At 66.3% G+C, this 21859-nt stretch carries 20 protein-coding genes, 7 tRNA genes and 1 pseudogene; 11 read left to right on the forward strand and 17 right to left on the reverse strand.

What is annotated here, in order from left to right:
- Positions 1-80: 80 nt before the first annotated feature.
- The 9 genes and pseudogenes from IFT63_RS17545 to IFT63_RS06960 form a co-directional block, all read left to right on the forward strand.
- Positions 81-296: pseudogene (locus IFT63_RS17545) on the forward strand (heavy metal-responsive transcriptional regulator); the annotation flags it as partial.
- Between the two features lie 167 nt (positions 297-463).
- Positions 464-539 (forward strand) — tRNA-Ala (locus IFT63_RS06925).
- 52 nt (positions 540-591) lie between these two features.
- Positions 592-667 (forward strand) — tRNA-Glu (locus tag IFT63_RS06930).
- A gap of 181 nt (positions 668-848) precedes the next feature.
- Positions 849-924, forward strand: a tRNA-Ala gene (locus IFT63_RS06935).
- Between the two features lie 49 nt (positions 925-973).
- A tRNA-Glu gene (locus tag IFT63_RS06940) sits at positions 974-1049 on the forward strand.
- Positions 1050-1093: 44 nt separating this feature from the next.
- A tRNA-Ala gene (locus tag IFT63_RS06945) sits at positions 1094-1169 on the forward strand.
- Between the two features lie 49 nt (positions 1170-1218).
- A tRNA-Glu gene (locus tag IFT63_RS06950) sits at positions 1219-1294 on the forward strand.
- Between the two features lie 57 nt (positions 1295-1351).
- Positions 1352-2299, forward strand: coding sequence for an SOS response-associated peptidase family protein (locus IFT63_RS06955; protein ID WP_042613928.1), 948 nt, complete (start codon positions 1352-1354; stop codon positions 2297-2299).
- 46 nt (positions 2300-2345) lie between these two features.
- Positions 2346-2431, forward strand: a tRNA-Leu gene (locus tag IFT63_RS06960).
- Positions 2432-2472: 41 nt separating this feature from the next.
- Here the strand turns inward: IFT63_RS06960 and IFT63_RS06965 are convergent.
- The 12 genes from IFT63_RS06965 to IFT63_RS07020 all read right to left on the reverse strand — a co-directional run bounded on the left by IFT63_RS06965 (position 2473) and on the right by IFT63_RS07020 (position 14146).
- Positions 2473-2667 carry a hypothetical protein gene (locus tag IFT63_RS06965; protein ID WP_152620645.1) on the reverse strand — a complete coding sequence of 65 codons (195 nt, stop codon included), beginning with the start codon at positions 2665-2667 and terminating at the stop codon, positions 2473-2475.
- Positions 2668-2765: 98 nt separating this feature from the next.
- A complete protein-coding gene (locus IFT63_RS06970) occupies positions 2766-4940 on the reverse strand; it encodes a PAS domain S-box protein (RefSeq protein ID WP_342450488.1) in 2175 nt (724 codons plus the stop codon).
- Between the two features lie 229 nt (positions 4941-5169).
- Positions 5170-7545 (reverse strand): Tex family protein, encoded by a 2376-nt coding sequence (locus IFT63_RS06975; RefSeq protein ID WP_192083639.1) that lies wholly within the window; start codon positions 7543-7545, stop codon positions 5170-5172.
- A 182-nt stretch (positions 7546-7727) separates the two neighbouring features.
- Complete coding sequence (locus IFT63_RS06980) at positions 7728-7943, reverse strand: hypothetical protein (RefSeq protein WP_192083640.1); 216 nt, start codon at positions 7941-7943, stop codon at positions 7728-7730.
- A gap of 253 nt (positions 7944-8196) precedes the next feature.
- Positions 8197-8637 carry a hypothetical protein gene (locus IFT63_RS06985; RefSeq protein ID WP_161793572.1) on the reverse strand — a complete coding sequence of 147 codons (441 nt, stop codon included), beginning with the start codon at positions 8635-8637 and terminating at the stop codon, positions 8197-8199.
- A complete protein-coding gene (locus tag IFT63_RS06990) occupies positions 8634-8840 on the reverse strand; it encodes a PspC domain-containing protein (RefSeq protein ID WP_042613924.1) in 207 nt (68 codons plus the stop codon). The genes IFT63_RS06985 and IFT63_RS06990 overlap by 4 nt, the downstream gene beginning before the upstream one ends.
- Positions 8841-8915: 75 nt before the next feature.
- The gene (locus tag IFT63_RS06995; RefSeq protein ID WP_192083641.1) at positions 8916-9983 is read right to left on the reverse strand and encodes a class III poly(R)-hydroxyalkanoic acid synthase subunit PhaC; all 1068 of its coding nucleotides are present in this window, start codon (positions 9981-9983) and stop codon (positions 8916-8918) included.
- Positions 9980-11056 carry a class III poly(R)-hydroxyalkanoic acid synthase subunit PhaE gene (gene phaE / locus IFT63_RS07000; RefSeq protein WP_192083642.1) on the reverse strand — a complete coding sequence of 359 codons (1077 nt, stop codon included), beginning with the start codon at positions 11054-11056 and terminating at the stop codon, positions 9980-9982. The genes IFT63_RS06995 and phaE overlap by 4 nt, the downstream gene beginning before the upstream one ends.
- A gap of 13 nt (positions 11057-11069) precedes the next feature.
- Positions 11070-11684: a CDP-alcohol phosphatidyltransferase family protein gene (locus IFT63_RS07005; protein WP_192083643.1), complete on the reverse strand. Its 615-nt coding sequence runs from the start codon at positions 11682-11684 to the stop codon at positions 11070-11072.
- Positions 11685-12162: 478 nt separating this feature from the next.
- Positions 12163-12651: an 8-oxo-dGTP diphosphatase gene (locus IFT63_RS07010; RefSeq protein ID WP_192083644.1), complete on the reverse strand. Its 489-nt coding sequence runs from the start codon at positions 12649-12651 to the stop codon at positions 12163-12165.
- A gap of 40 nt (positions 12652-12691) precedes the next feature.
- Positions 12692-13204 (reverse strand): DUF1249 domain-containing protein, encoded by a 513-nt coding sequence (locus IFT63_RS07015; RefSeq protein WP_042613920.1) that lies wholly within the window; start codon positions 13202-13204, stop codon positions 12692-12694.
- 120 nt (positions 13205-13324) lie between these two features.
- Positions 13325-14146 carry a pyruvate, water dikinase regulatory protein gene (locus tag IFT63_RS07020; RefSeq protein ID WP_042613919.1) on the reverse strand — a complete coding sequence of 274 codons (822 nt, stop codon included), beginning with the start codon at positions 14144-14146 and terminating at the stop codon, positions 13325-13327.
- A 146-nt stretch (positions 14147-14292) separates the two neighbouring features.
- Here IFT63_RS07020 and ppsA point away from each other — a divergent pair, with 146 nt between their 5' ends.
- Positions 14293-16671 (forward strand): phosphoenolpyruvate synthase, encoded by a 2379-nt coding sequence (gene ppsA / locus IFT63_RS07025; protein WP_192083645.1) that lies wholly within the window; start codon positions 14293-14295, stop codon positions 16669-16671.
- A gap of 221 nt (positions 16672-16892) precedes the next feature.
- Complete coding sequence (locus tag IFT63_RS07030) at positions 16893-17801, forward strand: mechanosensitive ion channel domain-containing protein (RefSeq protein ID WP_192083646.1); 909 nt, start codon at positions 16893-16895, stop codon at positions 17799-17801.
- Positions 17802-17941: 140 nt separating this feature from the next.
- Here IFT63_RS07030 and IFT63_RS07035 read toward each other — a convergent pair whose 3' ends face one another.
- The 5 genes from IFT63_RS07035 to mntR form a co-directional block, all read right to left on the reverse strand.
- Positions 17942-19054, reverse strand: a complete 1113-nt coding sequence (locus tag IFT63_RS07035; protein WP_192083647.1) for an alkene reductase — start codon at positions 19052-19054, stop codon at positions 17942-17944.
- Positions 19055-19185: 131 nt separating this feature from the next.
- On the reverse strand, positions 19186-20034 hold the full coding sequence (locus IFT63_RS07040) for an EcsC family protein (protein WP_191768333.1): 849 nt from the start codon (positions 20032-20034) through the stop codon (positions 19186-19188).
- Between the two features lie 122 nt (positions 20035-20156).
- Entirely contained in the window at positions 20157-20726 is a 570-nt protein-coding gene (gene orn, locus IFT63_RS07045) for an oligoribonuclease (protein WP_101099185.1), read from the reverse strand.
- 66 nt (positions 20727-20792) lie between these two features.
- Entirely contained in the window at positions 20793-21314 is a 522-nt protein-coding gene (gene tadA, locus IFT63_RS07050) for a tRNA adenosine(34) deaminase TadA (RefSeq protein ID WP_042613913.1), read from the reverse strand.
- Positions 21307-21762, reverse strand: a complete 456-nt coding sequence (mntR, locus tag IFT63_RS07055) for a manganese-binding transcriptional regulator MntR (protein ID WP_192083648.1) — start codon at positions 21760-21762, stop codon at positions 21307-21309. Before mntR ends, tadA begins: the two co-directional genes overlap by 8 nt.
- Between the last annotated feature and the right edge of the window lie 97 nt (positions 21763-21859).

A 21859-nucleotide genomic window follows, 5' to 3' on the forward strand; every position in this document is an offset into this window, starting at 1 on the left:
CGTCAGAAGCCTTGCTTTTCAGAGGCTAGTGACTCTAGACCTCACTCAAGGGTTGATGGTGGTCACACTCGGTGGGCGCCATGAACAGGGGTCAACCCGTACGCCTTGCCGGGGTGCCTATCGATACCGTTCGCTATCAGGAGCGGCAACAGCTGTTACCGACCGACCGCCGCTCGGCTGCCGGCTGTTGGCTATCGGCTATTTGACGAAGACACGTGCAGCGGCTGCGTTTCATCCGCCGCGACAAGGCGCTGGGCTTTCGCCTGGAAAAAACAGGCGAGCTGCTGATGCTTTCGGCCGGACGCGGCGGTGGCGATGGGCCTGGGTTCGGTATCGGTGATCAGCAACGCACTTGGGCCGCGTTCACAGCCGCTTCCGGGCGTCTGGCTCGGCATGCAGAAAACTGCAATAAATGCTTGCCAACCCCAGTACCCATCGCTATGATTTCGCACCTCAGCGACGTGGGGCCATAGCTCAGCTGGGAGAGCGCCTGCATGGCATGCAGGAGGTCAGCGGTTCGATCCCGCTTGGCTCCACCAAACTTTCGGCATTAGGCCGTCGGAAGGTCGCGAATAAATTGATGAGCAATGCGTCCCCATCGTCTAGAGGCCTAGGACATCACCCTTTCACGGTGGCGACCGGGGTTCGAATCCCCGTGGGGACGCCACTCATCTGAACAACCGGGACCCGGCCGAAACCGGGTCTTTTTTGTTCATCGCCTTCGGCCTTCACGGGCGTGGCGCTTGTCGGGTCTTCACTTCGGTGGGTGTATCCTTCAATTGCCGGGAAGCTTCAAAAAAGCTTCCACAAACGTGAATAAGCCGGTATGATAGGCGGCTCGGTTACACGGGGCCATAGCTCAGCTGGGAGAGCGCCTGCATGGCATGCAGGAGGTCAGCGGTTCGATCCCGCTTGGCTCCACCACTTTCGACAATAGGCCGTCGAAGGTTCTACAACTTGAAGTTTTTCGTGCGTCCCCATCGTCTAGAGGCCTAGGACATCACCCTTTCACGGTGGCGACCGGGGTTCGAATCCCCGTGGGGACGCCAGTTTCAAAACGGAAGCCTGACCCATCAGGCAACCGGGTTTCAATGGGGCCATAGCTCAGCTGGGAGAGCGCCTGCATGGCATGCAGGAGGTCAGCGGTTCGATCCCGCTTGGCTCCACCACTCCAGGCATTAGGCCGTCTGGATAGCAGTACAACTCAGGTTTTCGTGCGTCCCCATCGTCTAGAGGCCTAGGACATCACCCTTTCACGGTGGCGACCGGGGTTCGAATCCCCGTGGGGACGCCAATTCTGCAAAAACCCGGCTTCGGCCGGGTTTTTCTTTTCCTGCGTTAAGCTGGCCCCATGTGCTATTCCGCCCAGATCCGCGCCGACTACGCCAAGCTGGTCCGCCATTACGGCGCGACGATGTCGCTGGAGGAATTCTCCCGCCTGTACACCTTCGACCCGGCCAAGAAGCGGCCGAAAACGCCGAAGGCGATGGACGACGGATTCCGCGGCGCACGCACCGACGCTGGCCGCGATATCGTGGCGATGATCCAGCAATGGCATGCGCAGGAACAGTCCGAACTGGAAGGTGAACTGCGCCGTCAGCACGAGCGTCGCACCCTCGCCCAGGCCGCCGTGGCGAGCAAGCCCACGCAGAAGGCGCGCAATGAACTGCGTATCGCCGGCAACCGCATCGAACGCGCCCAGACGCGCCTGGATGACCTGCAGCGCAGCCAGCAGCTGCCGCGCGACAATCGCATTTTCCCCGGCACGTACGCCCCGGTGATCGTGGCCGAAGACGGCCGGCGGGTGATCAAGCCGATGCGCTACCAGTGCCGCCTGCCGGACAAGCCAGCGCGCAACGACGTGCTGTATCCGGGCACCTACAATGCGCGCCGCGACAGCCTGGAAAGCTACTGGCGCGGCGCCTTCGGCCATCGCCACGGCGTGGTGGTGGTGCAGTCGTTCTACGAACACGTGCCGCGCAAGGGACTGCCGCTGCAGGCCGCCGACGACGACAGCGACGTGGTGCTGGAGTTCCAGCCGCAGCCACGCCGCGACCTGCTGATCGCCTGCCTGTGGGCGGAGTGGGAAGGCCCCGAAGGCCGCCTGCTGTCGTTTGCGGCGGTCACCGACGAGCCGCCGCGCGATGTCGCCGCCACCGGCCACGACCGCGGCATCGTGCCGATCCGCGAAGCCCACCTGGATGCGTGGCTGAACCCGGACCCCAGCGACCTGGCCGCGCAGTACCGGATCCTGGATGACCGCGAAGATATCGAATATGCCTGGAGCGAAGCGGCTTGAGGCCTACCCGTGGCGCGCGGTTTTGTTTACACTACGCGGCCACGCTGCCGGTGTGGCGGAATGGTATACGCAGCTGACTCAAAATCAGCCGGGGGTGACCCCATGAAGGTTCGAGTCCTTTCACCGGCACCAGAAATACAAAAAGCCAGGCCACGTGCCTGGCTTTTTTTTTGTCACGCTCTCCGCCACAACCGCCAGCTCACCCAGCCGCCATGTGCCAGCGTGGCCCCCAACAGCGCCACCACCGCCCAGCGCAGCACGCTGGCCAGTTCCACGTGCAGCGCCGCGCCCTGCACCTGCTCAAGCAACAGCCAACCCAGCACGGCGGCCATCCACGCTGCTGCCGCCGGCCCATATGCACGAAGCACTTCCCGATCCCAACCTGCCATGTCGTTCCCCGGTGTGTCTGAAGGTGCAGGCAGTGTCCCCTGCCCCGCTCTCACCGGCTGAGACCTTCACGCACCGATCAGTCACCTTCCGCTGGCGAAGCCAGGCCCATCGGTTCGGACTGCACGTTGTTGCGTCCGGCCGCCTTGGCCCGATAGCACTGCACATCGGCGGCGGCCACCGCCTCGTCCACGCTCATCCCGGTGTTGATCGAGGCGATGCCGATGCTCACCCCGACCTTGATGCGGTGCTGCTGCCACGGGATGGACAGCCCGCCGATGGTATGCAGCAGCTCGCCGGCGATCCGCCGCGCCCGGCGCAGCGAACAACCCGCCAGGATCACTGCGAATTCGTCGCCACCCAGCCGAGCCACCACGTCCGAATCACGCACGCCATGGCGCAGCACGTTGGCCACCGCCCACAGCACCGCATCGCCGGCCAGATGCCCCCACGTATCGTTGACCGGCTTGAACTGGTCCAGATCGATGAACATCAGCGAGGCGGCCTGCCCGGTGCGGTCCACATGGGCAATCGCCTGCTGCAGATGCGCCTCGAAACCGCGCCGGTTGACCAGGTCGGTCAGCGGATCCATCTCGGCCAGCTGCCGCGCCTCGCGTTGCCGCGCGCGCAGCTGGGTCACATCGCGTATCACCCACACCGCACCGCGCAGCGCGCCGGCATCATCATGCAGCCAGGCCTGGGAGACATCCACCGGCATGTTCTCCCCGTCCTGCACCAGCAGCAGGTCCGAATGCAGGTCCACTGCGTTGCTTTCCGGATCCAGCAGCACGGAGATGTCCAACGGGGAAAGCGGTGCATATTCGGTGGTCAGCTGCATCATCTCCCCCACGTGGCGGCCGTGCAGCGGGGCGCCCTGCGGCCCGCCCAGCGCACGCACCGCAGCCGCGTTGGCATGTTCGATGCGCCCGTCCAGGTCCACGCTGAGCACCAGGTCGGTCACCGCATCCAGGGTGATCCGGCTGCGCTGCTCGGCCTGCAGCAGGCGTTGTTCGCTGGCGTGCTGGGCGGTCACATCCTGGATCTGCGATACGAAATGCAGCGGATCGCCTTGTTCGCTGCGCACCAGCGAAACCGAAAGACGCGTCCAGATGACGTTGCCCTCGCGGCCGATGTAGCGCTTCTCCAGATGATAATGCGCGCGCTCGCCGCGCAGCAGGCCCTGCACCATGGCCAGGTCGGTATCCAGGTCGTCGGGGTGGGTCAGGCGCTGGAAATCGACCTGCAGCAGTTCATTGCGCGAATAGCCCATGATCCGGCACAGCGCATCGTTGACGTCCAGCCAGCGCCCTTCCAGCGACACCAGTGCCATGCCCAGCGCCGCGCTGGTGAACGCACCGGCGAATTTCTCTTCCGCCAGGCGTGCCTCGGCGCGGGCCTGCAACACTTCGGTGATGTCGGTGGCCATGCCGACGAAGCCGGTGACCTCCCCTCGTGCGTCGGCCAGCGCACTGATCGACAGCCGCACCTGGCGGGGCTGGCCATCCTTGCGCAGGAAGGTCCACTGCCGTGAAAAGGTGTGCTCGCGTGCCCGCGCGCTGAGTATCGAAAACAGGTCCCCTCCTCTCGCTTCGTCGGCCGGCAGGGTCAGCAGGAACGCGTCTACTTCTTCGCCCTGGTGGAACAGCGCCGGGCTGGCGACGCCCACCACTTCATCGGCACGGTAGCCCAGCAGGCGTTCGGCACCGGAATTGAACAGCGTGATCGAGCCCTGCTCATCGGTGACGATCACCGCAACTTCATCGGATGAATCGACGATCGACTGCAGCCGCTGGCGCGCAGCCGCCACGTCCTGGCGTGCCTGTTGCAGATCCGTCACATCGGCGTGCGCGCCGGCCATCCACAGCGGCGCGCCGTCCGCATCCCATTCGCAGACCCGGCCGCGGTCCTGCACCCATACCCAGTGGCCATTGCGGTGGCGCATCCGCACCAGGCACTCGTAGAACGGCGTCTTGCCGGCAAAGTGCGCCTGCAGCTGGACATCGGAACGCTGCAGGTCATCGGGATGGACCAGACGCTCGAAGGTATCGGAGGAGATCGGCTGCAGCTCCTCCAGCGTGTAACCGACGATCTCGGCCCAGCGCGCGTTGACCTGCATGTGGCCGGTCGGCGGATTCCACTCCCAGGTACCCGCCGCGCTGCCATCGATGATCATGCGCAGCCGGCGGACCTGCTCAAGCGCCTGCTCCAGCTGCGCCTGCAGATCAACGGGAGGACGGGCGGACAGGTCGTTCACCGGCGCACCGCGCGCACCCACGCGCAGGCCTGCCGCGTGCCTGCGCACGGGGACCTGGTCGATACGCCTGCAGAACTGACCTCCATGGCCCTCCCGGCATCTGGCCCGGGCCTCATCGGCCCCCTCATCCCCCAGTGTGCGCAATCACGGGGCGCTGCGTAAGCCCCCCCGTCTCAGGTTGCCGGAAAAGGCTGGGCCGGACGCTCCGGACCGGCCTGTCGGCCCTGCCTCAGCTGCGCTTGGCGCGGGCGAACGCGTCGGCCAGCGCGTTGTTGGCCGGGGCCGCCGTGCTGCCAGGACGCCCGCCGCCGCCATTGCCCCGCGCCTGGCCCGGACTGCGGCCGCCACCGTCGCGGCGCGCCGGGTTGCCCGCACCTGGACGCTCTTCGCGCGCGCCCGGGCGGCTGGTGGATTGCCCCGGCGTATCGTCCAGGCGGCGGGTCAGAGCGATGCGCTTGCGCGCCACGTCCACCTCCAGCACCTTCACCTTGACGATGTCACCGGCCTTGACCACGTCGCGCGGATCCTTGACGAAGGTGTCCGACAGCGCCGAGATGTGCACCAGGCCGTCCTGGTGCACGCCGATGTCGACGAACGCGCCGAACGCTGCCACGTTGCTCACCACACCTTCCAGGATCATCCCTTCGCGCAGGTCCTTGATGTCCTCCACGCCGTCGGCGAAGCGCGCGGCCTTGAACTCCGGGCGCGGATCGCGGCCGGGCTTTTCCAGCTCCTTCAGGATGTCGCGCACGGTCGGCACGCCGAACGTTTCGTCGGTGAACTGCTCGGCCTTCAGCCCGCGCAGGAAGCTGCCATCGCCGATCAGCGCCTTGATCGGGCGCGCGGTGGCGGCCACGATGCGCTCCACCACTGGATAGGCTTCCGGATGCACCGAGGAAGCATCCAGCGGCTGGTCGCCATCGGCGATGCGCAGGAAGCCGGCGCATTGTTCAAAGGTCTTCTCGCCCAGTCGCGGCACCTTGAGCAGGTCCTTGCGGCGCTTGAACGGTCCGTTGTCGTCGCGGTGCCGCACGATGTTCTCGGCCACGGTGGAGGACAGCCCGGACACCCGCGCCAGCAGTGCGGCAGAGGCGGTGTTGACGTGCACGCCGACCGCGTTGACACAGTCTTCCACGCGCGCTTCCAGCGCGCGCGCCAAGCGGTACTGGTCCACGTCGTGCTGGTACTGGCCGACGCCGATGGCCTTCGGTTCGATCTTCACCAGCTCGGCCAGCGGGTCCTGCAGGCGGCGCGCGATGGACACCGCGCCACGGATCGACACGTCCAGGTCCGGAAACTCCCTGGCCGCGAACTCCGATGCCGAGTACACCGACGCGCCGGCTTCACTGACCACGATCTTCTGCAACGTGGTGCTGCCCACGGCCGTGATCACCTCACCGGCCAGTTTGTCGGTTTCGCGGCTGGCGGTACCGTTTCCGATCGCGATCAGTTCCACGTTGTGCTTCAGGCAAAGGTGCTTGAGCGACTGCAGCGACTGCTCCCACTGCCGGCGCGGCTCATGCGGATAGATGGTATCGGTGGCCACCAGCTTGCCGGTGCCATCCACCACCGCCACCTTGCAGCCGGTGCGGATGCCCGGATCCAGCCCGAGCACTGTTTTCGGCCCGGCTGGCGCGGCCAGCAGCAGGTCTTTCAGGTTGTCACCAAACACCGTGATCGCTTCGGCTTCGGCCTTTTCGCGGGCCTGGTTGAACAGGTCCAGCAGCAGGTGCATGTGCAGTTTGGCGCGCCAGGTCAGACGGCAGGCATCGAGCAGCCAGCGATCAGCCGCACGGCCCTTGTCGCTGATGCCGGCCCTGAACGCGACACGCCCTTCGCCGTACTGATGCCCGGCCTCGGCATCGGTGCCCGGATCCAGTTCCAGGTGCAGGATTTCCTCGCGGCGCGCGCGGAACAGCGCCAGCAGCCGGTGCGAGGGAATCTTCGCCAGCGCTTCGGCATGCTCGAAATAATCGCGGTACTTGGCGCCTTCGTTCTCCTTGCCTTCGGCCACGCGGGCGCGGATCACGCCGTTCTCGGACAGCCAGCTGCGCAGTTCGCCCACCAGCGCGGCATCCTCGCCCCAACGCTCCATCAGGATCGCGCGTGCACCTTCCAGCGCCGCCTTGGCATCGGCCACGCCCTTTTCGGCATCGACGAAGGTTTCGGCGAACACTTTCGGATCGCGTGTCGGGTCGGCCAGCAGGCCGTCGGCGAGCGGCTCCAGGCCGGCCTCCCGGGCGATCTGCGCACGCGTGCGGCGCTTGGTCTTGTACGGCAGGTACAGGTCTTCCAGCCGGCTCTTGGTGTCAGCGGCCAGGATGTCACTGCGCAGTTCGTCGGTCAGCTTGCCCTGCTCGTCGATGCTGGACAGCACTGCGGCGCGGCGGTCTTCCAGTTCGCGCAGATAGGTCAGGCGCGATTCGAGGTTGCGCAGCTGGGTGTCGTCCAGCCCGCCGGTGACTTCCTTGCGGTAGCGCGCGATGAACGGAACGCTGGCACCCTCGTCCAACAGGGCGATGGCGGCGCGCGCCTGGGCAGACTGGGCACCGATTTCATCGGCGATGGTCTGGGCGATCTGCTGGGCAAGCTTGGTATCTGACATTGCGTCCGGCCGTGGCCTTGAAGCGGAAAGATCCCATTCTGGCCGCGCACGGCTGGCACGGGAAGGCGTTGACAGCGGCGTCGGAGACGGGGCAGGAATCCTGCCGGCGCCGACATCCTTGCGTGAGGCTGGGATGTCGGCGCGGACACGCCCTCGATGCGTGTCCAGGCCTGTCGGTACGGTCAGCGGTAGTGGCGTGCGGCGTGCTGCATGACGATGTCGTCGCGCAGGCCTTCCAATGCCATCAACCGGACCTTGCCCACGCCCTGCAGTTCCATGAACCGCTCGGTATAGATCTCCGGCCCCAGCGCGGTATCGGCGCGGGATTTGCTGAAGCCGTAGGGCATCACGCCCTTGTCGCCGTCCTTGCTACCACCGACATATAGAACAATTGCCATGTGATGTGTTCTCCAGGTTACGTACTGCGTCTTGAAACAGGTGGCCGCTGCAGTACTGCCTTCACGACCGCCTGAGTGCAGCTTAGCGTGCCGAAGCTGACTCGGATGTCATCAATGGTAATGACGACCGGTTGCACGGAAATGACGGAAGATCCACGCGAAATCCTGACGTTTTTTTAACGCCGCGATAACTTGGTGATCACATATGCCGTCGTTCGCCCGACACTGACTCGACCGCCCGGCGGCGTTGCCGTCAGGGCCACCAGCCGTGGCCGAAGCGCGCGTAGTGGTCGGCGGCGCGCTCAAACGGATTGCGCACGCTCACCCCGCCGCACAGCAGGTACACCGGCAGATACAGCGGTCCCAGCACCAGGTACTGGTACACATGCGCGCGCTCATGGTCATCCAGCCGGATCGTCGGCTCCACCCCGCGCCCGGCACGGTGCGCGTAGGTATGGCAGGCCACTTGCAGGTCACCGCCGGTATGCAGGATGACATTACCCAAGGTGATCGCCCCGCCCGGCCCCCACGGCCACTGCTGGAACACCAGCGCGCAATCGCGGCCGCTCCAGCGCACCCGGGCGCCGGCCAGCAGGCCAAGCGCGCCGCCGACCAGGCCGATCAGCGTGTTGGGCGAGGTCCACAGCGCGCCGATCAGCTGCAGCAGGCGCAGCCAGGACGGGGTGGGGATCAGTTGGCTTCGTTGGGGATCAGCAGCCACAGGATCAGGTAGACCAGGATGCCCGGGAAGGCGGCCGAGGCGATGGAAACCACCACGAACAGGATGCGCAGCAGCGTCGGGCTCCAGCCGAAGCGGTGCGCGATGCCGCCGATCACCCCGGCGATCATGCGGTCACTGAGCGAGCGCGACAAGGTGCTGGTACGCGGGGTATTCATGGCATGGGCTCCGATGGTCTGGATACTACCCTAGCCAAGCCGGTGTCTACGCCATGCGTTGGCGTGGCAGGCTGCTCAGCCAGCGCGCGCCAGCAGCCAGTCGTGCAGTGTCGCCGGCACTTCGCGCTGGGCCCGGCCGGATACGTAGATACCGATATGCCCGCCGCGGAAACTCGATTCGGTGTAATCCGGGGTACCCAGCCGCCCACGCAGCGCACGCGAGGCATCCGGTGGCACCAGATGGTCCTGCTCGGCGTAGAGGTTCAGCACCGGCAACGTGATCTGCGACAGATCCACGGCGTGCTCGCCGATGCGCACGGTCCCCTTGACCAGGCCGTTGTCCTGGTAGAACTGCTTGATGAACTCACGGAACGCTTCGCCGGCCAGGTCGGGCGAATCGAAAATCCACTTCTCCATGCGCAGGAAGTCCTCCAGCGCGGCCTTGTCATCCAGGATGTCGAGCAGGCCGACATACTTCTGCACGTTGAGCCGGAACGGCTTGAGCATCAGGTAACTGCTGTTCATCAGGTCGGCCGGGATGTTGCCCAGCGTGTCCACCAGCAGGTCCACGTCCACCTGGCGCGCCCAGTGCGACAGCATGTTGTCGGCGGTATGGAAATCCACCGGTGTGACCATGGTGACCAGGTTGGCCAGCTTTGCCTGGCGCAGCGCGGCGTAGCACAGCGCGAACACACCGCCCTGGCAGATGCCGAGCATGTCCACCGGCCCGCCGCTGCGCGCGTGCAGGGCGTCCACCGCGCCGTCGATGTAGCGCAGCAGGTAGTCTTCAAGGGTGAGGTAGCGCTCGGACCGGTTCGGGTAGCCCCAGTCCAGCACGTAGACATCGTGGCCCAGCGCCAGCAGCTTCTGCACCAGCGAGCGGTCGGCCTGCAGGTCCACCATGTACGGCCGGTTGACCAGGGCGTAGACGATCAGCAATGGCCGCGCATGCACCGGCGGCTGGTCGCCCACGAACCGGTACAGCACCACCTTGCCGTCGCTCCAGACCGCCTCGCGCGCGGTGGCGCCGTAATCCACGTCCTCCACCGATGGCAGCAGCTGCAGGCCCTCCATCAGCTTGCGCTGCATGGCCAGAGTCTCCTGCATCAGGTCGTCGGCGTTGAATCCCAGCGGGCCTTTCATGCGCGCGGCTTCCGCACGCGCGGCTTGGCCGGCTTGGCCGCTTTCGCAGGCTTGGCCGTGGGGGCCACTGCGCTGGTTGCACGCGAAGCGCGCTTGCGTGCCCGCGGCACCACCTTGGCGACCGCAGGTTGCACCGCATCGGCCCAGTCGTCGCTTGCCGCAGGCGAGGCCGGAGTACGCAGCAGCGGCTCCACGCTGGCCTGCAGGCGGCGCAGCTGACGCTCCAGCTCGGCGATGCGCTTGTGCGCGGCATCCATTTCGGTCCGCGTCGGCAGACCGACGCGTTCGCTCAGCTGCTCCACTTCGTGCTGCACGGCCGAACGCAGGCGCATCTGCGCATTGCCGAGCGAGGCGAACACCTGCTGGAAGCGCTCCGACAGCGCCACCTTCGCGTAAGCCTCCTCGGCCACCTCGATCCACAGGTCGAACATCGCGCGTGCGCTGGTCAGCTGGCTGCCCGGCGACTCGTGTTCGGCGAGGCGCTGCTCGAACAGCGCAAACGCCGCATCCAGCGCCTGCTGGATCTGCGCGACATACTCCTTGGAGTGGCCCTGGAAGGCCTGCTGGGCCTGCAGCAGCTTCTGCCAGCGCGCCTGGTGTTCGCGCGCCGGGCCGAATGCCGGACTCTGGAGCCACGGCGCCAGGCGCTCCTGCCACTGCTCCAGCACGGCCACCACGTCGTCCATGCTACCGCCGGCGCCGGTACTCCCCTGCGCGCCCTGCAGCATCCAGTGCAGCAGGCTTTCGCCCTTGCCCTGCCCCATCACCGCATCGCGCCAGGCCTGGGCCACGTCGGCACTGCTGGCATCGCGGCCGGCAAACTGCGAGGCCACCTGCTGCATCGTGCCGTACCAGCCGCCGGCCTGTTCGCGGAACCGATGCAGCGCATCGTCCGCCGGGCCCGGGCCGCGCTCGGGCAGCAGCTGCGCCCACCAGTCCAGGACCTGCTTCCACTCACCCGGATCGGTGCCGCCGGCACCGCCTTGGCGCAGCGAATCCCCCCACGCGCCGTAGTACTGGCGCGCAAGGGCCTCGAAATCCATCCCGCCGGGCTGTTTGGTCGATCCGCTCATGCCGATGCCTGCGTCATGGCTTGGGAATGTGCAGGGTCTTGCTGATCATCAGCGACCCGGACAGCGCGAACAGCAGCACCAGCGGATGTAGCTGCCACGGACCCAGCTGCCACTGGCCCAGCCACAGGTCCTGACCGATGCCGCCGGTGGCCGCGGCAATGGCCAGCACGATCACCAGCAGCAGGCTGCTCGGGATCGGCGTGCCTTCGAAATACGGCACCTTGTCACCGCCATCGGACAGCGCCTCGGCGGTCACGTTGTAGCGCGCCAGGCGACTGACGCCGCAGCAGACGAAGTAGCTCAGCACCAGCCAGTCCCAGCCGCCCTGCATGCCGCAGGCATACGCCAGCGCAGCCGGCGCCACGCCGAAGGAAATGACATCGGACAACGAATCCAGCTCACGGCCAAGGGTGGAGCTCGACTTGCGCCAGCGCGCGATGCGCCCATCCAGGGCATCGAAGATGAAAGCCAGCGGTATCAGCGCCATCCCGAACAGCAGGTAGCCGTGTGCGCCGTCCTGCAGGAAGCGCATCGCCGCGAACACCGCGCCGGTGCCGCAGAAGGCGTTGGCCAGGGTGAACCAGTCGGCCAGCTGGAACTCGCGAAGCATCGAGAAGTGTCGTTTCATGAAAGCTCACGGGCAGCAGTGGGCTACAGGGTACGCGAGGGCGCGCAAAGGCAACAGCGGCGCGGGCATGGCGCATTCACCCGCCCATCACGGATCATCACATGCGGTGAATTTTTGGCCACCCATCTTGACAGCGTTGCCCGACGGGGGCGAACGGCGGTTATCCACAAAGTTGCTCACCAACAATCCACACCCCCTGTGGACAACCCGCGGCACTGGCGTGCCGCGGGTTGTCCGCGCATGCCGTACATCCCCCCGCCTTCGGCGCGCCCCCTTTGAAGGGGGCTTTCCATCTGACGGATTGCGGTATGACGGGGTTCAAGCAAAAGCCCTTCAGATCTGGCTCGTGGCGGGTTGTCCGCGCATGCCGTACATCCCCCCGCCTTCGGCGCGCCCCCTTTGAAGGGGGCTTTCCATCTGACGGACCGCGCTGGACTCGGTAGCGCCGAGCCATGCTCGGCGGTGCTGCCCGCGCCCTTCAGATCCGGCTGTAGCTCCAGGACTGCATCCGCCCATCGCGGTACGGCATCACGCCATGGAAGGTGCGCGGATCGGTGTCGAACACCAGCGGCAGGAAATGGCGATCGCCTTCCCACATCGGCAGGGTGTCCAGCTTGTCCACATCCACCCACTCCAGCGTGCCTTCGTGATTGCCGCCGTGCGGGGTGCCCTCGTAGGCATCGACCACGAACACGAACCCGAACCAGTCCTCGCCGTGTTTGCCGAACCCCGGCCAGCTGATGGTCCCGCGCAGCTGCATCGAGGTGCAGTCGATCCCCGCCTCTTCCTGGATTTCCCGACGCATGCCGGTGGCGACGTCTTCGTCCGGCTCCACCTTGCCGCCCAGTCCGTTGTACTTGCCCAGGTGATGGTCACCCGGCCGCGTGTTGCGGTGGATCATCAGCACCTGGCGACGATCAGGGGACAGCACGTAGCCCAGGGTGGCGACGATGGGGGTGTACGGCATGCGCGGGTCCAGCAACGGGTGAGCCGCTGATTATGTCCGATCAGGGCACGATCGACAGGCGCTTCTCGGCGCTGGCCGCCGGTTCCGTACCGTGGTCCCGGACCAGCGTGGCCACGCCGTGGCCGCGTTCGGCCAGGTAATCCAGCCACTTGCCCAGAAAGGTGTTCATGCGCATGCGGTGGCTGATCAGCTCGGCCGGCGGCGGGTACATGCCCACCACGTCCTGCCAGCGCCGGCCCACGTAGCAGTGCGTGGTTTCGGCCTGCCGGGCGTCGCGGTACAGCCGGATGTAAGCCGAAGGGTCCGGCTGCCCGGTGACCGGGTCGCACAGGTCGTAGGTCAGCCGCAGCTCCACCGTATAGGCGTGGCGGGCGATCACGTCCAGGCGGACATCCAGCCCATCCCCGACCGAGGACACATAGCTGCCAACCTCCAGGTCACCGGGCGCGAACAGGCGCACCAGATGCCGGTGGTTTTCAGCGTACAGGCCCATCAACCAGCTGAGCCGGCTGAGACGGGGAATGCGTTCGGCGAGGGGACGGGCTTGGGCCATGCCTCGATCCTACACAAAGCCAGCGCGGCGCGGCAGCTTGTGCGGCGCCCATGTTCGGCGCACGATCAGGGTTCGCGCCGCTTCGGTGGGTGACGACCGTTGGTCGTCACGCTTCTCCCCTCAATACAACTCCCGCCGCAGTCCCAGCGTCGCCAGCACCTTGCTGGAAATCTCCTCGATCGAGGTATGCGTGGTGCTCAGGGTCGGCACCCGCTCCAGCTGGAACATCCGCTCGGCGATGGCCACTTCGCGGCGGCAGGTTTCGGCGGCCGCATAGCGCGAGTTCGGCCGGCGTTCCTGGCGGATCTGCTGCAGGCGCTCGGGATCGATGGTCAGCCCGAACAGCTTGCGGCGGTAATTGCGCAGGCGCGGCGGCAGCTGCTCGGTTTCCAGGTCCTCGTCGGTCAGCGGGTAATTGGCCGCGCTGACCCCGTAATGCAGCGCCAGGTAGATGCAGGTCGGCGTCTTTCCCGCCCGCGAGACGGCCACCAGGATCACGTCGGCATCGTCGTAGTTCACCGCGATCCCGTCATCGTGGCTCAGCGCGAAGTTCATCGCGTTGATCCGGCGGTGATAGGTCTCGAAGTCGACCATGCCGTGCGCCTGGCCCACCCGTGACAAGCGCGGCGAGGACAGCTCGGCCTCCAGCCGTTCGATGAAAGGCGCGAAAACGTCCAGCATCAGCGCCCCGCTGCTGGCCAGGATCACGCTCAGGCTCTGGTCCACGCAGGAGTTCACCACGATCGGCCGGACCTGGTAGCGCTCCCCGGCCGCCTGGATCCGGGCACAGGCCTCAGCGGCTTTTTCGGGGTCGTCGATGAACGACATCCGGTCGGTGATGAAGCTGAATCCGGAGAACTGGGTGAGCAGGCTATGCCCAATGGTTTCAGCGGTGATACCGGTTCCATCGGAGACATAGAACACCGGTCGGATGGTCGTCATATGCGCATTTTCCCAGTCCGAAACTTAAAACAGCTGCTGTCACAAGCTTGTGCCGACGGCAGTCCGACCGGCATCATAGCGGCTTCTTCCTACGGACGCGGCCATTCCCAGCCCGCCTCGGGCGATGGCCAAACGGAGCATCGCGCTTGAACGAGAATATCCTGTGGTTGCACGAACTGCGCTTGGCCGACCTGGCCCGCGTAGGTGGAAAAAATTCGTCGCTGGGCGAAATGATCGGCAACCTCGCCGGTCTCGGGGTGTCCGTGCCCGGGGGCTATGCCACGACCTCCGAAGCCTTCAAGGACTTCATCGCCCATAACGATCTGTCCAAGCGCATTTTCGACAAGCTGGCCACGCTGGATGTCGAAGACGTTGCCGCGCTGACCGCTGCCGGCAAGGAGATCCGTGGCTGGGTCATCGACGCGCCGCTGCAGCCGCAGCTGGACCAGGACATCCGCACGGCGTATGCGCAGCTGAGCGCTGAGAACGGCGGCGGCGACATCGCCGTGGCCGTGCGCTCCTCGGCCACCGCCGAGGACCTGCCCGATGCATCCTTCGCCGGCCAGCAGGAGACCTTCCTCAACGTGACCGGCGCCGACGATGTCGTGCTGAAGGTCAAGGAAGTGTTCGCCTCGCTGTACAACGATCGCGCCATCGCCTATCGCGTCCACCACGGCTTCAAGCACGAGGATGTGTTCCTGTCCGCCGGCGTGCAGCTGATGGTGCGTTCGGGCGTCGGTTCGTCCGGCGTACTGTTCACCCTGGACACCGAATCCGGCTTCCGCGACGTGGTCTTCGTGACCTCCTCGTTCGGCCTGGGCGAGATGGTCGTGCAGGGTGCGGTCAACCCGGACGAGTTCTACGTCTACAAGCCCACCTTGAATGCCGGCAAGCCGGCGATCCTGCGCCGTTCGCTGGGCAGCAAGGCGATCCGCATGGTGTATTCGGATGTCCCCGGTGAGCGCGTGCGCATCGAAGACACCCCGAACGACCTGCGCAACACCTTCTCCATCAGCGATGAAGACGTGCAGGAACTGTCCAAGCAGGCGCTGGTCATCGAAAAGCATTACGGCCGCCCGATGGATATCGAGTGGGCCAAGGACGGTGTCAGCGGCAAGCTGTTCATCGTGCAGGCCCGTCCGGAGACGGTGAAGTCGCGCAGCCACGCCACGCAGATCGAGCGTTTCGCGTTGACCCAGAAGGACGGCAAGGTGCTGGCCGAAGGCCGCGCCGTGGGTGCCAAGATCGGCGCCGGTACCGCCCGCGTGGTCAAGACGCTGGACGACATGGCCCGCGTGCAGCCCGGCGACGTGCTGATCGCCGACATGACCGACCCCGATTGGGAGCCGGTGATGAAGCGTGCTTCGGCCATCGTCACCAACCGCGGTGGCCGCACCTGCCATGCCGCGATCATCGCGCGTGAACTCGGCGTGCCGGCCGTGGTCGGCTCGGGCAACGCCACCCAGCTGATCCAGGACGGCCAGCAGGTCACCGTCAGCTGCGCCGAGGGTGATACCGGCTTCATCTACGAAGGCATCCTCGACTTCGAACGCACCACCACCGATCTCGGCAACATGCCGCCGGCGCCGCTGAAGATCATGATGAACGTGGCCAATCCGGAACGTGCCTTCGACTTCGGCCAGCTGCCGAACGCGGGCATCGGCCTGGCGCGCCTGGAAATGATCATCGCCAGCCATATCGGCATCCACCCGAATGCGCTGCTGGAATATGACCGCCAGGACACGGCGACGAAGAAAAAGATCGACGAGAAGATTGCCGGTTACAAGGATCCGGTGAGCTTCTACGTGGATCGCCTGGCCGAAGGCATCGCCACCCTGACCGCGTCGGTGGCCCCGAACCCGGTGATCGTGCGCCTGTCGGACTTCAAGTCCAACGAGTACGCCAACCTGATCGGCGGTACCAACTACGAACCGCACGAAGAAAACCCGATGATCGGCTTCCGCGGCGCCAGCCGTTACGTCGACCCGAGTTTCTCCGCTGCCTTCGCGCTGGAATGCAAGGCCGTTCTGCGCGTGCGCAACGAGATGGGCCTGGACAACCTGTGGGTCATGATTCCGTTCGTACGCACGCTGGAAGAAGGCCGCAAGGTCGTCGAGGTGCTGGAACAGAATGGCCTCAAGCAGGGCGAGAACGGCCTGAAGATCATCATGATGTGCGAGGTGCCGTCCAACGCGCTGCTCGCCGATGAGTTCCTCGAGATCTTCGATGGCTTCTCCATCGGCTCCAACGACCTGACCCAGCTGACCCTGGGCCTGGATCGCGACTCCTCGATCGTCGCGCACCTGTTCGACGAGCGGAATCCGGCGGTGAAGAAGCTGCTGTCGATGGCGATCAAGGCCGCACGCGCCAAGGGCAAGTACGTCGGCATCTGCGGGCAGGGTCCGTCGGACCACCCGGACCTGGCCGAGTGGCTGATGCAGGAAGGCATCGAATCGGTGTCGCTGAACCCGGACACCGTGGTCGACACCTGGCTGCGGCTGGCCAAGCTGAAGCAGGCCGGCTGACGGTAGTGACGGCCGCTGGGTGACGACCGTTGGTCGTCACGCTCTTCGCCTCGCCGCTGCGCTCGCCGAGCATGGCTCGGCGCTACCGATCGCTCCTGGTAGTGACGGTCGCTGACCGTCATGCTTCTACAGGATCTTTACCGCTTCACCGGCATACTCCTGTGATTACAAGCCCCGCCTATGCGGGGCTTGTTGTTTCCAGCGCCCACTCAGGAGACCGCATGTCAGCCGCCGCCCCCACGCCCGATCCCACGCCCGCCCTGCCCGCGTCGTCCTGGTGGCACAGCCTCAACTGGGAACGCATCTTCGAAACCTACGGCCTGCCGCTGATCGCCGCCATCGTGGTGCTGCTGGTCGGCATCTGGTTGGCCCGCCGTGTCTCCAACGTGTTGCCACGCGCCACGGCGCGGGTCGGCATGGACCCGATGCTCGGCAGCTTCATGCGCAACGTGGTGTATGCCGCTGCGCTGGTGATCGTGGCCGTGTTGGCCATCGCCACGCTGGGCGTGCCGATCTCCCCGCTGCTGGCGGTGCTGGGGACCGCCGGCCTGGCGATCGGCCTGGCATTGAAGGATTCGTTGTCCAACATCGCCTCCGGGGTGATGCTGGTGACCCTGCGGCCGTTCCGCGTGGGCGACGTAGTCACCGTGGCCGGACAGACCGGCACCGTGCGCGACGTGCGCATCTTCCAGACCGTGATCACCGGCGCCGACAATCAGCACACCACCATTCCCAATACGCTGATCACCGCCGCCCCGATCATCAACCTCACCGCCGAGCCGACGCGCCGGGTTGAGCTGGTCATCGGCATTGGTTACGAGGACGACATCCAGCTGGCGCGTGACACCGCGCTGTCCATCATGAAGGCCGACAAGCGCGTACTGGCCACCCCGGCGCCGGACGTGGTGGTCTACGAACTGGGGGCGCACTCGATCAACCTCGGCATACGCTGCTACGTCAACGCCGCTGACCACTTCGGCACCAAGGTCACCCTGCTGGAACAGCTGAAGCTGGGCTACGACAAGGCCGGCATCAACATCCCGTATCCGCAGCAGGACATGCACCTGTACCTGCACGGCAAGGATGGCAGCGTCACCCCCGCCGAGGCCCTGGTGCGCGATCCGCGCTGAGACCCGGTAGTGACGGCCGCTGGCCGTCATGCCCTGCTCCGGGTGGGTGACGACCGTTGGTCGTGGTGGGTGACGACCGTTGGTCGTCACGCTCCTGCCGTCCGCTGCGCTCGCCGAGCATGGCTCGGCGCTACCGATTCCTACGCTTCTGCGTCTTCCAGCACCGGGTAATCGGTGAATCCTTCCACCCCGCCACCAAAATAGGTCGCCCGGTCCGGTTCGTTCAACACCGCACCGGCCCGCAACCGCTGCGGCAGGTCCGGGTTGGCAATGAACGGGCGGCCGAAACCGATCAGATCGGCCCAGCCATTCGCCAGCGCCTCTTCGGCACGCGCCAAGGTGTACTTGCCCGCATAGATCAACGTGCCGCGGTAGGTGATCCGCAGCGCCTCCTTGAACGCCACCGGCATCACCGGTGCGTCCTCCCAGTCGGCCTCGGCAATATGCAGGTAGCCCACGCCCAGCTGGTCCAGCACGTGCGCTGCGGCCAGATACGTGGCCTGCGGCGTGTCATCCACCGCGCCCTGCAGCGTGGTCAGCGGCGCCAGGCGTACGCCTACCCGCTCGCCACCGGCCACGCCAACCACCGCCTCCACCACCTCGCGCAGGAAGCGCAGGCGGTTTGGTAATGAACCGCCATAACCATCGGTGCGCGTATTGGCCTGCGAATCGATGAACTGGTTGATCAGATAGCCGTTGGCCCCGTGCAGCTCCACCCCGTCAAAGCCGGCGGCCAGCGCATTTCGCGTGGCCTGCGCGTACTCGGCGACGATGCCCGGGATCTCTTTCTCCGAAAGCGCCCGCGGCATCGAGTGCTGGATCATCTCGCCCACCCCGGACTCCGGCCCGGCACCGGTGGGATCGACGAACACCTTCACTCCCTCGGCCTGCAGCGCGGACGACGAAACCGGTGCGGCATTACCCGGCTGCAGGGCCACGTGGGAGACCCGTCCCACGTGCCACAGCTGGGCGAAGATGCGCCCGCCCGCGGCATGCACCGCGTCAGTGACCACGCGCCAGCCTTCGATCTGCGCGGAGCTGTGGATGCCCGGCGTCCAGGCATAGCCCTGCCCCTGCGGACTGATCTGCGTGCCTTCGCTGACGATCAACCCGGCCGAGGCGCGTTGGGCGTAGTACTTCGCCATGTCAGCGGTGGCCACGTTGCCTGCGGCGGCCCGCGAGCGGGTCATCGGCGGCATCACGATACGGTTGGCCAGCTGCAGCGGCCCAAGGGAATACGGGGAGAACAACATGGAACGTCCTTGCACAATGAGCATGCAACAAGGATGGGGGCCGGCCGCCGCCGCTTACAGACCCGGCCGGGCAATACAGTTGTGCCTGTGGCGCAACGATCAGCGCGTCAGGGACGCAGCAGTGCCGCCCGTCAGCCTTGGGCGATGCGCTGGTAACACGCCTGCACCACGTCCTCGCCATACTTGCGCTCCAGCCGGCGCACGATGAAGTGGCCGCGCGCCACGTCCTGGTAGTAGTCGGTGAACATGGTGTTCAACGCCGCACCGGTGGCCGCGCCGACAATCGGCACCGCCTGCGCGGCGAACTTCTCGGTGATCACCACGCCGAACCGCGCGGCCACCTTTTCCACCAGCTTGGCCAGCAGTTTGCCGGCCTCCTTCGGTGCCACGCCCAGGGTCAGGTTGCGGCCGGTCACCACCCGCCCGGCCAGCTCGGCCGACAGGTGCCGCACCACGTCCGCGGTGAAGCCACGCGCCAGGTAGTAGCCGGTTTCACTGGCATCATCGCTCTTGGCGTTGCCGCCCAGCGCGAACACTTCCAGACAGGCCTGGCGGGTGGACATGTCGGCCAGGTCAAAGCCTTCGCTGCGGGCGACATCGGCCACCGCGCGCATCATGATGGTGGTGGACACCGGCAGTTCGATCAGCAGCGCGGCGAAACCAAACGCACCGCCCACCGCACCGGAGGTCGCCGCTGCCAGCTTGTGCCAACGCGTGGAGGCGGACTTGCCCGGCGTGTTGTCCATGCTCATCAACGCGCCCTGCACCGCCTTGTACAGCGCGGCCTGCACGGCACCATGGATGCGGCTGGACACCGCGTTGGGCAGCCGGCTCACCGCGAACTCCAGCGGCGTGCCGACCAGGTTGGCCATGCGCGCAGTGATGGTCGGCGCCTCCAGCAGGCTCACCGCCCGCTGCAGGTCGGCCCAGTCCTGTGGCTGGTGGGCGATGTCACGGGGAAGCAGGATCGGCTCGTTCATGGGCCGATCTTAGCGCTGCGCAGTTGAACGGCCGGGTGACGACAATCGGGTAGTGACGGCCGCTGGCCGTCAGTGGGTCGCGGTCGATGACAGTGATGACGGCCAGCGGCCGTCACTACCCATCAGCCCGGCAGGCCAGCCAGCGTGCCCATGAACTGCCGGTAGTGCTTCAGTTCGTTGATCGAATCATGCACGTCGCTCAGCGCGGTGTGGTTGCTGTTCTTGCCCACCCCGGCGGCCACCGCCGGGGCCCAGCGCTTGGCCAGCTCCTTGATGGTGGACACATCCAGGTTGCGGTAGTGGAAGTACTTCTCCAGCCGCGGCATTTCACGGTGCAGGAAACGCCGGTCCTGGCAGATCGAATTGCCGCACATCGGCGAGGCGCCCGCGCCGATCCATTCGGCCAGGAAATTCACCGTGGCCGCTTCGGCCTGGCCCAGGCTGACCTGGCTGTCCACCACGCGCTGCCACAGGCCTGAGCGGCGGTGCTGGTTGCGGTTCCACTCGTCCATCGCGTCCAGCCGCTCCACCGCGTGGTGGATGGCGAACTCCGGGCCTTCGGCAAGCACGTTGAGCTGGGCATCGGTGACCACCGTGGCGATCTCGATGATGGAATCGTTGTCGGTGTCCAACCCGGTCATTTCCAGGTCGATCCAGATCAATCGGTCATTGCCCGCGCCGGTGTCGGCCATCGTGTTGCCTCGCTGTGGGCGGGCCGCAGGCTCGCCATGAATGGATGCGCCATGATAGCGCGCCGTTCAGCCTTCGTCGGCACCCGGCGCATCCAGCGACAGCAGCGGGCGGCCGCGCTTGGCGCGGAAATAATTGGTCAGCCGGGTGCTTGCCTCGCGTGCCAGCACACCGCCGTGGATCTCTACCCGGTGGTTGTGCCGCGCATCGCCGAGCAGGTCGAACACGCTGCCACAGGCGCCGGTCTTCGGGTCGGTCGCCGCATACACCAGCCGGCCCACGCGCGCGTGCACGATCGCCATCGCGCACATCGCACAGGGCTCCAGGGTGACGTACAGCGTGCTGCCCATCAGCCGGTGGTTCTGCAGCGCCCTGCCCGCCCGTCGCATCGCCACGATCTCGGCATGCGCGCTGGGGTCGTGCTCGGCGATGTTGAGGTTCCAGCCTTCGCCCAGCACCTCGCCGTCGGCACTGACCAGCACCGCGCCGACCGGAATCTCGTTGAATTCGCGCTGCGCGCGCTCTGCCAGCGCCAACGCATGGCGCATCCAGCGTTCGTCGGCATCGTGGACCGGCAGCGCGTCAGACACGCGGCGCCGCCTTGGCCAGGAAAGCCTCGAAGGCAGCCAGGGTCGCCTCGCTGACGTGGTGTTCGATGCCTTCGGCATCGCGCCGCGCGGAATCGGCATCCACGCCGAGGGCCAGCAGGAAGCGCTCCACAGTCTGGTGGCGCACGCGCACATCACGCGCCAGCTGCTCCCCGGCCGGGGTCAGGAACACGCCGCGGTACGGGCGCTGGATCGCCCAGCCTTCCTTGACCAGGCGCCTGAGCGCCTTGGCGACCGTCGGCTGGGCCACCCCGAGGCGGCTGGCGATGTCCACCTGGCGCGCCTCGCGGCCATCGGCGATCAGGTCGGCGATAAGCTCCACGTAGTCCTCCACCAGCTCGGACCGGCGCGCTTCACGCACCTGCGCGAAGCCCTCCACGTGGACCTGGGTGGCGGGCAGGACGGACTTCGGGCGGGCGCTGTCGGGCATGCGGGTATTGTACGCGGGCGCCTGCAGGGCCGCCGAGCATGACGGCCAGCGGCCGTCACTACGCTGCCGCCCTGGTAGCGCCGAGCCATGCTCGGCG

The organism is Stenotrophomonas sp. CFBP 13724, from assembly GCF_014841975.1.
GTDB classification, from domain to species: domain Bacteria; phylum Pseudomonadota; class Gammaproteobacteria; order Xanthomonadales; family Xanthomonadaceae; genus Stenotrophomonas; species Stenotrophomonas lacuserhaii.

Excerpts from the sequence above, each read along its gene's own strand:
- IFT63_RS07030 (WP_192083646.1), top strand. The coding sequence starts at position 16,893 with ATGTCAGCCGCCGCCCCCACGCCCGATCCCACGCCCGCCCTGCCCGCG.
- IFT63_RS06980 (WP_192083640.1), bottom strand. The coding sequence starts at position 7,943 with ATGGCAATTGTTCTATATGTCGGTGGTAGCAAGGACGGCGACAAGGGC.
- IFT63_RS06990 (WP_042613924.1), bottom strand. The coding sequence starts at position 8,840 with ATGAATACCCCGCGTACCAGCACCTTGTCGCGCTCGCTCAGTGACCGC.
- IFT63_RS07005 (WP_192083643.1), bottom strand. The coding sequence starts at position 11,684 with ATGAAACGACACTTCTCGATGCTTCGCGAGTTCCAGCTGGCCGACTGG.
- phaE (WP_192083642.1), bottom strand. The coding sequence starts at position 11,056 with ATGAGCGGATCGACCAAACAGCCCGGCGGGATGGATTTCGAGGCCCTT.
- IFT63_RS06975 (WP_192083639.1), bottom strand. The coding sequence starts at position 7,545 with ATGTCAGATACCAAGCTTGCCCAGCAGATCGCCCAGACCATCGCCGAT.
- IFT63_RS07010 (WP_192083644.1), bottom strand. The coding sequence starts at position 12,651 with ATGCCGTACACCCCCATCGTCGCCACCCTGGGCTACGTGCTGTCCCCT.
- IFT63_RS06955 (WP_042613928.1), top strand. The coding sequence starts at position 1,352 with ATGTGCTATTCCGCCCAGATCCGCGCCGACTACGCCAAGCTGGTCCGC.
- IFT63_RS06995 (WP_192083641.1), bottom strand. The coding sequence starts at position 9,983 with ATGAAAGGCCCGCTGGGATTCAACGCCGACGACCTGATGCAGGAGACT.
- orn (WP_101099185.1), bottom strand. The coding sequence starts at position 20,726 with ATGGCCGACACCGGCGCGGGCAATGACCGATTGATCTGGATCGACCTG.
- IFT63_RS07015 (WP_042613920.1), bottom strand. The coding sequence starts at position 13,204 with ATGGCCCAAGCCCGTCCCCTCGCCGAACGCATTCCCCGTCTCAGCCGG.
- IFT63_RS07020 (WP_042613919.1), bottom strand. The coding sequence starts at position 14,146 with ATGACGACCATCCGACCGGTGTTCTATGTCTCCGATGGAACCGGTATC.
- mntR (WP_192083648.1), bottom strand. The coding sequence starts at position 21,762 with ATGCCCGACAGCGCCCGCCCGAAGTCCGTCCTGCCCGCCACCCAGGTC.
- IFT63_RS07040 (WP_191768333.1), bottom strand. The coding sequence starts at position 20,034 with ATGAACGAGCCGATCCTGCTTCCCCGTGACATCGCCCACCAGCCACAG.
- IFT63_RS07035 (WP_192083647.1), bottom strand. The coding sequence starts at position 19,054 with ATGTTGTTCTCCCCGTATTCCCTTGGGCCGCTGCAGCTGGCCAACCGT.